The sequence below is a fragment of the Hominimerdicola aceti genome, from assembly GCF_025567495.1.
Taxonomy (GTDB): Bacteria; Bacillota; Clostridia; order Oscillospirales; family Ruminococcaceae; genus Hominimerdicola; species Hominimerdicola aceti.
The window spans coordinates 1-11,288 of record NZ_JAOQJZ010000023.1 but is presented as its reverse complement, the minus strand read 5'-3'; the positions used below and the strand labels follow the sequence as shown (position 1 = coordinate 11,288).

Annotated in this window: 7 protein-coding genes; all 7 read right to left on the bottom strand. The window is 45.3% G+C overall.

Features of this window, described 5'->3' with window-relative positions:
- Window positions 1-124 precede the first annotated feature (124 nt).
- Complete coding sequence (locus tag OCV57_RS13965; protein WP_267302048.1) at window positions 125-955, bottom strand: DUF6291 domain-containing protein; 831 nt, start codon at window positions 953-955, stop codon at window positions 125-127.
- 448 nt (window positions 956-1,403) lie between these two features.
- Window positions 1,404-1,748, bottom strand: coding sequence for a 50S ribosomal protein L19 (gene rplS / locus OCV57_RS13960; RefSeq protein ID WP_022286692.1), 345 nt, complete (start codon window positions 1,746-1,748; stop codon window positions 1,404-1,406).
- Between the two features lie 191 nt (window positions 1,749-1,939).
- Window positions 1,940-2,641, bottom strand: coding sequence for a TIGR03936 family radical SAM-associated protein (locus OCV57_RS13955; protein WP_117897556.1), 702 nt, complete (start codon window positions 2,639-2,641; stop codon window positions 1,940-1,942).
- On the bottom strand, window positions 2,628-4,481 hold the full coding sequence (locus tag OCV57_RS13950; protein ID WP_267302046.1) for a TIGR03960 family B12-binding radical SAM protein: 1,854 nt from the start codon (window positions 4,479-4,481) through the stop codon (window positions 2,628-2,630). The genes OCV57_RS13955 and OCV57_RS13950 overlap by 14 nt, the downstream gene beginning before the upstream one ends.
- Before the next feature lie 167 nt (window positions 4,482-4,648).
- Window positions 4,649-5,209: a zinc metalloprotease gene (locus tag OCV57_RS13945; RefSeq protein ID WP_267302045.1), complete on the bottom strand. Its 561-nt coding sequence runs from the start codon at window positions 5,207-5,209 to the stop codon at window positions 4,649-4,651.
- Between the two features lie 438 nt (window positions 5,210-5,647).
- On the bottom strand, window positions 5,648-8,470 hold the full coding sequence (uvrA, locus tag OCV57_RS13940) for an excinuclease ABC subunit UvrA (RefSeq protein ID WP_267302044.1): 2,823 nt from the start codon (window positions 8,468-8,470) through the stop codon (window positions 5,648-5,650).
- A gap of 106 nt (window positions 8,471-8,576) precedes the next feature.
- Window positions 8,577-10,547 (bottom strand): excinuclease ABC subunit UvrB, encoded by a 1,971-nt coding sequence (uvrB, locus tag OCV57_RS13935; RefSeq protein WP_117923498.1) that lies wholly within the window; start codon window positions 10,545-10,547, stop codon window positions 8,577-8,579.
- Between the last annotated feature and the right edge of the window lie 741 nt (window positions 10,548-11,288).

Sequence of the window (11,288 nt, the reverse complement as noted above, 5' to 3'; positions counted from 1 at the left end):
TTAAGTCGAACAAACAACCGTCCTATGCGTCCCCTCAAATGGTTTTCGCCTATCGAATTTCTTAATAATAGTGTCCAATATGATTGACAAACCTACAGTGAGATAAATTTCTTTTTGATATTGCCTAAAAAAACTTTGACAGATCAAAATTCATGGCAAAGTCATCATACCACGACAGATCGCAGCCTTGTCTTTCTTTGGGCTTTGCCGCAGTCTTTCTCTTTGAATCATTGTCAAGCCAGCCTGAGATTATGCGGTATGGGTCTGTGCAGTGCCTGTCCTTGGTAAACAGCCATTGAGATAATTTAGATATATAGCTCTCTAAAGACCGACCGACAGACCGACACCTGCTTTCAAGCTCGTTATACTGCTCTGATGTGAGCATTATATTTTTGTGTGTGCCGAAAGACCTGACGACAGACTTCGCTGTCCCTGCGTCTTTCTTTTTCTCTTTATCTATATCTTTATCTGTATCTTTGTCTATATCTATATCTGTATCTTTGTCTTTATCTATATCTATATCTTTATCAGCTTTTTTTGCTTTTTCTGAAAACCTTTTGGTTTGTGAAAAAGCTTTTGGTTTTTCTGCGGTATCATTTATACCCTGAGGTTTTTCTTCTGCATTATCTGCTGATGCAGCTGTCTGCTCAGCTTTTTCATCAGTATTCCCTGACTCATCAGACTTTTTAGGTCTGCCGCCCTTTTTACCGCACTCACTCCTTTGAGCACACATCTCTTCCCATGCTATGCCGTCACGCTCGATAGCAGCCCTCATCATAAGAAACGCTATCTTTGCTCCGCCTGACAGCTTTGGTGTTTCTCCCCTCTTTGCATAAGCAAACAGCGCCATGACAAGCTCGCCTATCTCTTCGCTGCTGTCAAGCGCCTGAAAAATGTCCTCCCAGTCTTTGTAAAGCATGAACGCTTTGTTGTCTGTGTGAAAATTCTTTGCCATTTTTATCGTCCTTTCTCTGTGAAGCAGAGGAAATTATCCCCCTCTACTTATCCAGAAAAAAAGGCGTTTTGTTGCATAAAAAATGCAACAATTGCAGAAATGTTGCCAAATTAAAATATAAATCATTTGTTTGCACAAATCGAATACCGACATTTTGTGCAATGTGACGGTGAAATGTCATGTGATTTTGCGGCAAGACAAACTATCCCAAATAATCTGTAGGGGCGAACAGTGTTCGCCCATGCTCAGAACTTGTACAAATTCAGAACTGTAGGGGACGACGCCCTACATGGTTTGTGAAAATATAACGAATGTACGAATATCATAAAATTGTCGGGCGATATATGCGGGCGAACGCTGTTCGCCCCTACCGTATATCGTGCGAACAACTCAGTCGTGGATATAAAAAAAAGAGCCGACCAAAGCCGACTCGTTTTTATAGAAAGAATTATCTGATAGCTTCCTTGACCTTAGCTGCCTTACCAACTCTGTCACGGAGATAATAGAGCTTAGCACGGCGAACCTTACCGCTGCGTACAACCTCTACCTTTTCAACTACAGGTGAATGAACAGGGAAAACTCTCTCGATTCCACAGCCGTGAGCTACTCTACGAACTGTGAATGTCTCGTGGATTCCACCGTGCTTCTTAGCGATAACTGTGCCCTCGAATACCTGGATTCTGGACTTGTCACCCTCTGTAATTCTTACGTGTACCTTTACTGTATCACCAACATTGATAACAGGTGCCTCGGATTTAAGGCTTGAATTAGAAATCTGCTTTAAAGCGTCCACTTTAAATTCCTCCTTAATATTTTCAGACATTCATTCGCTTTATGGCAGCTATCGCTGCAAAGCCAGAGGACTGCCCGCTTTAATGTCGTGCCTTTCGTTCAAAGGCGTGGCATTAACTCTCGTCGGAAGAACCGACGGTAATTCAAATGCTTTAATATTATACCACATCTCAAAACCTTTTGCAAGGATATTTATATAAAATTTTCGCCATTTGCCATGAGTATTTTTGTACGTTCTGTATAAATTTCCGATATTTCTATACCATAACGCTCACAGAACGTGTCTATGACTACGTTCACATTAAGATTGAAGGAGCTTCCGCAGGGCAGCTTTAATGTCACCTCAAAGCTGTCCTCTAGCTCTTTGCTGTCAAGCACTGTGATATGTGGCTTTATATCCACAAGATTGATAGTCTTTTTCTTGGTTCGCTTTTCTATCTCTATCTTGTCAAGTGCTATGAACTTGCCGAAAAGCTCCGCCACTTCATGTACGCTCTTATCTGTTTTCAGCCTTGCCACATACTCCGCCGCTGTAATGTCGGTATGCTTATGCTCAGGCTTTGAAACGCTCACTATCTCCAGACCAACAGGCGTTTGTGCATTCATTCGCTCCAAAACCTCGTTGTATGGGATATCCTCAGTGAGAGCAAAGTCCATTATCTCTACCCTGCTGTCGGTGCCCAAAGGCAATGCAAGCGGGAACATTATATACACATGGGGATTGAAACCCTGAGTGTGCCATATTGGCAGGTGCGCCCTTTTGAACACTCGCTGAAAGGCTCTCATAAGGTCAAGATGAGAAATGTATTTCGCCCTGCCTGTTTTTGAAAATACCGCTCTGTATTCAAATCTCTCCAAACGGAGATTTACATTCTTCGGCTCAGCGTTTGCCACAGTAAACACCTCCGTATTCGCATTTTATGCCACAGCCTGAACAGCCCTCTTTGCAGTTTCGTGTAGTCACTGCCTGATGTGCTTTCTTGTTCTCACGAACGAAAAACTCATGGCTCACAAGATAATCAAGGTGCGACCACGGTGCTATCTCGTCATAAGAACGTCTGCGGTGAGCATAGAAGCTTGTATCAAGCCCGCACTCCTCAAATGCTTCCTGCCACTTGTCAGCCTTGAAATGCTCGTCCCAGCCGTCAAGATAGCAACCCTTTTTCCATGCGGTGTATATCGCCTTGCCAAGACGTCTGTCACCCCTTGCAAGAACCGCTTCCAATATAGATGTATAGGATTGGTGAGTGCTAAGGCGTATCTTGCGGCTTGTAAGACTTTTGAAAAGGTGTTCCTGTTTCACTTTTATCTCCTCGGGAGTTGCCTGTGGCTCGAACTCAAACGGAGTAAAAGGCTTTGGTACGAATGTTGCAGTAGAAACTGATATCTGCACACTCTTGCCACGCTTTTCTTTTGGTGTTTCGTAATAAAGGTCAAGGACTTTCTGCGCAAGCTTTGCGATACCCTCAACGTCCTCCAGCGTTTCCTCCGGCAGACCAAGCATGAAATAAAGCTTTACAGTGCTGTAACCGCCCTCAAAGGCAGTGCGACAGGTACGCATTATCTCGTCCTCAGTGATGTTTTTGTTTATTACGTCACGAAGCCGTTGTGTGCCTGCTTCTGGAGCAAAGGTCAGACCGCTTTTTCTTACGGACTTTATTTTCTCCAAAAGCTCTTCACTGAAATTGTCTATTCGCAGCGAAGGCAATGAAAGGTTTATCTGCTCTCCGTCGGTGTATTCCACAAGATTTTCCAAAAGCTTGTTTATCTCTGTATAGTCGCTTGTTGACAGTGACGACAAGGACACTTCCTCATAGCCCGTCTGCTCACAAAGTGACTTTGTTTCGTTCTTTATGGTGTCGATGCTTTTCTCTCTGAACGGGCGGTAGATAAAGCCTGCCTGACAGAATCGACAGCCTCTTATGCACCCTCTCAGTACCTCAACCACCGCTCTGTCATGGACTATCTGAGTGAACGGCACAACAAAGCCCTCAGGGTAATATACCTTATCAAAATCCTTTATAACACGCTTTTTGACCCTAGCAGGTGCCTCAGGGACGTTTGGCGTGATAGACTTCACAGTACCGTCCTCGTTGTAATCCACGTCATAGAATGACGGAACATAAACGCCCTCCAGCTTTGCGGCTTCTCTTAGAAACTCTTGCTTAGTAGGCTTCAAAGGCTTCATTCTTTCGTAAAGTTCAAGAAGCTCAACGTTGACTTCCTCACCCTCGCCAAGAATGAACAGGTCGAAAAAGTCAGCCATAGGCTCAGGGTTGCAGGCACACGGACCGCCTGCGATAACAAGAGGCGTAAGCTCAGTTCTATCCTTTGCAAGCACCGGCACGCCTGCAAGGTCGAGCATTTCAAGCACATTATTATAAGAAAGCTCATACATGAGCGTAAAGCCGATGAAGTCGAAATCCTTTATAGGGTCAAGGCTCTCCAGTGCATAAAGAGGGATATCGTTCTCACGCATGAGCTTGTTATAGTCCTCCTCAGGCATAAAAACACGCTCGCACCACCAGTTTTCACGGGCGTTTTTCAGACCGTATAGTATCTTCATGCCAAGGTGTGACATACCCACCTCATAAGTATCAGGAAAGCAGAAAGCGAACCGCACGTCCACCTTATCCTTATCCTTTACAACGCTGCCCACCTCGCCGCCTATATACCTTGACGGACGCTGAACTTTAAGCAACAACTTTTCTATTTTCTTTTTCAGTTCTTCCAAAGTTTTATCCTCCGATATTGAATGTCTGTACTATCTCACCGCACCCAGCAAAGCGAAAGCAATACACAAAGTGAGGTGAAACGGGCGAACACTGTTCGCCCCTACAGATACATAAGCATTTCATATCATTATACCAAATATTTATTACAAAAGCAATAAGCAAAGTGTTAATATATGACTTCAGAGAGGACGATAAAGCAAAAAGTTGCGGCAAAAGAAACGCTCACAGTGCCGTTGAGTATCATATGTATCATAGCCACCGCTGAGAGTAGTATAAACACCGCTCTGAAAAACTCGCAGACCTTGCCGTTGGCAAGCAAGGCGAGTATCCTGCCACCGTCAAAATAGCGAAATGGCAGTAGGTTTAGCACACCAAGCAGAAAATTCACCTGACAGAAAAAGCCACCACCATTTGCCATATATGACAGCAGGCAGAGCATAAAGTTCACGGCAGGTCCTGCGAAAAGCACAGCAAGCTCGTGGTATTTAGACAGCTGTTTATCATCAGGGAAAATGCGGATACCGCCTCCATAGACAACAATTTCTTGCGGTGAGCTTCCGAAAGCGGTCATGAGTACGAGGTGACCCAGTTCGTGGAGTGCGCAGCACATAAGCGTAACAAAGAGCATATCCGCCTGCGTACCTGAGCAGACAGACACAAGTGCGACGACGAAAAAGAAACTGAACGACACGCCGTAGGTGGTATTTTTTATCTTTATTTTAAACAAGTTCATCACCGAGATATTTATATTCGGTATTTGCTAAAATAATGTGTAGGGGCGAACACTGTTCGCCCGTCGAAGAAATAAACCCTGATTATTACGCTGTTTGGCAAACGTAAAAAACTCCCCTACAGTTCTGAATTTGTACAAGTTCTGAGCACGGGCGAACGCTGTTCGCCCCTACAGATTATTCGGGAAAGGTTCTACTGCCGCAAGATCGCTACGCTCTTTGCTGGTGCTTTGTTTGAGTTATAGAAAAGCGGTGTGAGTTTTATTTCTCGACACCGCTTTGATTATTTTTTTGTTTGGTTGTTTCATTTCCGCACCCCTCTGCACCATATAGCAGAACAAACAAAGTGCATACATTTACCTCGTACTGAAGAGCCACAAGGGTCAGCTATGCCAATTCCTCATTCCTCACTCCTCACTCCTCACTTGTTACAGCTACAGCATCTTCCTCAAATACTGTCCCGTATAAGACCTGTCGCAAGCCGCAATTTCCTCAGGCGTGCCTGTGCAGACGATAGTTCCGCCGCCGTCGCCACCCTCAGGACCTAAGTCTATAATATGGTCTGCGGTCTTTATTACATCAAGATTATGCTCGATAACAAGCACTGTATTTCCCCCGTCTGCAAGCTTCTGCAATACCTCTATAAGCTTGTGTACGTCCGCAGTGTGAAGTCCTGTAGTCGGCTCGTCTAGGATATATATAGTTCTGCCTGTGGCTCTTTTTGAAAGCTCTGTTGCAAGCTTTACTCTCTGCGCTTCACCGCCTGAAAGCGTTGTAGCCGCCTGCCCTATCTTCACATAGCCAAGACCAACTTCATACAGTGTTTCAAGCTTACGGCTTATTTTAGGGATAGCACTGAAAAACTCAACGCCCTCTTCCACTGTCATTTCAAGCACGTCATAGATATTCTTGCCCTTATATCTAACTTCCAGCGTTTCACGGTTGTATCTCATACCACCGCAGACTTCGCATGGCACATACACGTCAGGCAAAAAGTGCATTTCTATCTTGATTATACCGTCGCCCTCGCAGGCTTCACATCTTCCGCCTTTGACGTTGAATGAGAAACGTCCTGCACCGTAGCCTTTCATCTTTGCATCAGCGGTCTGTGCGAAAAGTTCTCTGATATCAGTGAAAACGCCTGTATAGGTGGCAGGATTAGACCTTGGCGTTCTGCCTATTGGCGACTGGTCGATATCAATGACCTTGTCGAGATGCTCTATCCCCTGCATTTCCTTGAATGCTCCAGAGCGTATTTTCGCGCGATTTAATCTGCCCGCAAGCTCCTTATAGATTATCTCGTTCACAAGTGATGATTTGCCTGAACCTGACACACCTGTTACGCAGGTGAAAGTGCCGAGAGGTATCTCAACATCTATGTTTTTCAGATTGTTCTGTGTTGCACCGATGACTTTCAAAAACTTTCCGTTGCCATGTCTGCGTGTTTCAGGAACAGGTATTTTCTTTGCACCGCTGAGATACTGTCCTGTGATAGAACGCTTGCACTTCATTATATCGTCAACAGTTCCTGCGCACACTATCTCTCCCCCGTGTATGCCTGCACCGGGGCCAACGTCCACCACGAAATCTGCCGCACGCATGGTGTCCTCGTCATGCTCTACCACTATAAGGGTATTGCCAAGGTCACGAAGCCTTTTTAAGGTTGCGATAAGCTTGTCATTGTCACGCTGGTGCAGACCGATAGACGGCTCGTCAAGGATATACAGCACGCCCACAAGTGATGAGCCTATCTGCGTTGCAAGCCTTATACGCTGGCTCTCACCGCCTGAGAGTGTGCCTGCGGAACGTGACAGGGTGAGATATTCCAGTCCAACGCTTTTGAGAAAGCCAAGGCGTGACCTTATCTCTTTTATTATCTGCTCACCGATAAGCTTGTCACGGTCGCTTATCTCAAGGTTTTCAAAAAACTCCAGTGCCTTTGCCACCGATTTGTGACAAAGCTCTGCGATATTTATTCCGCCAACTGTAACGCTCAGGCTCTCTTTTTTCAGCCTTTCACCATGGCAGGCAGGACACTTTTCATCGCTCATATAAGCTTCTATATCAGCCTTTGCCCAATCGCTGTTGGATTCCTTGTAACGTCTTTCAAGGTTTGGTATAACGCCCTCAAATTCAGCCTGATAGTCAGCCTTATAGAACTTATTGCCACGCTTTAGGTGAAGCTTCTGACCCTGCGTGCCGTAAAGGAAAATGTCTATAGCGTCCTTGTCGAGATTTTTCACAGGCTCGTCAAGGGATATGCCGTAGGTCTCAGAAATTGCATTGAAATACATCATGGCGATAGAGCCTTCTTCAAGGCTGTTCCAGCCACTGGCTTTGATTGCGCCCTGTCTTATGGAAAGGTCTTTGTTAGGGATAATAAGCTCAGGGTCTATCTTCTTGAACACACCAAGACCAGTACACTTTTCGCAAGCACCGAAAGGATTGTTGAATGAGAACATTCTCGGTGTCAGCTCGTCGATAGAAACACCATGCTCAGGGCAGGCATAATTCTGTGAAAAAAGCATTTCCTCTCCGCCGATAACGTCAACCCCTACAAGTCCCCCTGTAAGCGAAGAAACAGTTTCGATACTGTCGGTAAGTCGGGACTTTATGCCCTCCTTGATAACAAGTCGGTCAACGACTATCTCGATCGTGTGCTTTTTATTTTTCTCTATTTTTATCTCTTCCGAAAGGTCATAGGTTATGCCGTCTATACGCACTCTCACATAGCCCGACTTTCTTGCACGGTCAAGCTCTTTTGTATGCTCGCCCTTACGACCTCTGATGATAGGAGCTAAAAGCTGAATCTTTGTACCCTCGTCAAGCTCCATTATCTTATCCACGATCTGATCCACTGTCTGCTGACATATCTCTCTTCCGCAGACAGGACAGTGTGGCACGCCTATACGGGCGTAAAGCAATCTGAGATAGTCGTATATCTCGGTGACTGTTCCAACAGTTGAACGTGGATTTTTGGAGGTAGTCTTTTGATCTATGGATATAGCAGGTGAAAGTCCCTCTATGCTGTCAACATCAGGCTTATCCATTTGACCCAAAAACATTCTCGCATAAGATGACAGCGACTCAACATAACGTCTTTGTCCGTCAGCGTATATGGTATCGAATGCAAGAGAAGATTTACCCGAACCCGAAAGACCTGTCATAACAACAAGCTTATCTCTCGGTATGGTAACATCAACATTTTTGAGATTATGCTCTCTTGCACCTTTTATAACTATCTCGTTAATTGGCATTGGTATTCTTTACTCTCCTTTTGGTATTGAAAAATCACATATTGGTATGCAGGCGGGCTACACACGTTTTGTGGATATATATCCGTTTTATGTTTCGCAAGGCTTTTTATTTCTTCTCACCCTTTAACTCCGCAATTTTATCACGCAAGAATGCGGCGTGCTCAAATTCAAGCAGCTTTGCCGCCTCTTTCATTTCCTTTGTGAGCTTTTCTATAAGCTTTGCAGTTTCCTGCTTTGAAAGCTTTGTTTTCTGCCTTGCTTCGTATTCCACCTCTTCCTTGGTGGATATCTCTATTACATCTCTTATATCCTTGACGATAGTTTTCGGAACTATGCCGTGTTCTTTGTTGAACTTCATCTGTATTGCACGTCGGCGCTCCGTTTCGGTGATAGCCTTTTCCATTGAACGTGTCACGGTGTCGGCATACATTATTACCTTGCCCTCGGCGTTTCGAGCGGCTCTGCCTATGGTCTGTATAAGTGCGCTTTCAGAACGCAGGAAGCCCTCTTTATCGGCATCAAGTATAGCCACAAGAGTTACCTCAGGCAGGTCAAGGCCCTCACGCAGAAGGTTGATACCAACAAGCACGTCAAACTCGCCCAGACGCAGGTCACGGATTATCTCCATACGCTCGATAGTGTCGATATCGTGGTGCATATATCTCACCTTTACGTCAAAGCTCTTGAGATAATTTGTGAGATCCTCAGCCATTTTCTTTGTAAGAGTAGTAACAAGCACACGCTGATTTTTAGCGGTACGCATATTTATCTCGCTGAGCAAATCCTCTATCTGACCCTCAGTCGGCTTTACGATTATCTCAGGGTCAAGCAGACCTGTCGGTCTTATGACCTGCTCCACTATCTGCTGTGACTTTTCCTGCTCGATAGGTCCAGGGGTAGCGGACACGAAAACCGCCTGATTGATATGAGAATAGAACTCATCAAAGGTCAGCGGTCTGTTGTCCATTGCTGACGGTAGGCGAAAGCCATAGTCAACAAGGGTCTGTTTTCTTGCCCTGTCGCCTGCATACATACCTCTTACCTGCGGCAGAGAAACGTGTGACTCGTCCACGAAAAGCACAAAATCCTCAGGCAGAAAGTCAAGGAGAGTGAACGGCGTAGAGCCGGCGGGACGTCTTGCAAGCACACGGGAATAGTTCTCGATACCGCTGCAAAAACCTATCTCCTCCAACATCTCAATATCGTAGTTGGTGCGCTGGGCGATACGCTGAGCTTCGATAAGCATATCGTTGTCTTTGAAATACTTGATACGCTCGTCAAGCTCCTGCTTTATCTCCTCGATAGCGTCGTGCATTTTATCACGGCTGACAATATAATGGGAAGCAGGGAAAATAGCGGCATGGGCAAGTGAGCAAAGCACCTCGCCAGTCACTACGTTTATTTCAGTGATACGGTCTATCTCATCGCCGAAGAACTCCACTCTGATAGCTGTGTCTGTAGAATTTGCAGGGAATATCTCCACCACATCTCCCCTGACACGAAACTTGTTTCTCACGAAATTTATATCGTTACGCTCATACTGGATACCCACAAGGTCAGCGATAAGTCTGTCACGGGATTTCTCCATACCACGACGTATAGACACCACCATGGACTTATACTCCTCAGGGTCACCAAGGGAGTAGATACAAGAAACGCTGGCAACGATAATAACGTCACGGCGTTCAGCGATAGCGGAGGTAGCGGAATGTCTGAGCTTGTCTATCTCGTCATTAACGGAGCTGTCCTTTTCGATATAAACGTCCTTGCTAGGCACATAGGCTTCAGGCTGATAATAGTCATAGTAGGACACGAAATATTCCACGGCATTGTTCGGAAAAAACTCCTTGAACTCAGAGCAAAGCTGAGCGGCAAGTATCTTATTATGGGCAAGCACGAGCGTTGGACGGTTTATCCTAGCAATAACGTTTGCCATAGTAAAGGTCTTGCCGGAACCGGTAACGCCCATAAGGGTCTGCTCTCTCATGCCGCTTTCGATACCCTTTACTAAAGCGTCCACAGCCTCAGGCTGGTCGCCTGAAAGCTTATAATCTGAAACAAGCTGAAACTTATCCATAAATGCCTCCTCAATCGAACAGTTGTTTTAATCATTATACTACAATTATTTTTAATTGTAAAGGCTTTTTTATCAATATTTTTTGAATTTGCGTATATGTACGATTTTTCGGACTGGTATTGTTACTCAACCTGCGGTATCAGCTCGATGTATGTGTAGGGGCGAACACCGTTCGCCCGTCGAAGAAACAAACCCACGGTAACAACAAGGTTCGGCAGCAAAAAATTCTCCCCGACAATTCTGAATTTACAGCAAATCCTGAGCACGGGCGAACGCTGTTCGCCCCTACAGATTGTTCTGGAGAGGTTCTTCTGCCGCAAAATCGCTACGCTCTTTGCGGGGTTACATTTGATTAGGGAAAGGGTAAGCGGTGCAGATTTTTGCTCCGATATTACTTTATAATAGAGCACAACCTTCTTCTGCTTTTTATAATTCAATCTGCACCTAGTAGGCTTACGCCTATTGAGGCTCTGCCTCAAACTCCGCTCAGGGCTTTGCCCTAAGAACCCACAAGCCCTCTAACGCCGGGCTTGAGCCTGCGTTTAAGTGCTCGCTACGCTCGGTGCTTGTCCACATCTCTGTTCAGCTTTGCCCATTTCTCATTCCTCACTCCTCATTCCTCACTCCTCACTTAATACCGCTCCTGTAGGTTTGTCAATCATATTGGACACTATTATTAAGAAATTCGATAGGCGAAAACCATTTGAGGGGACGCATAGGACGGTTGTTTGTTCGACTTAA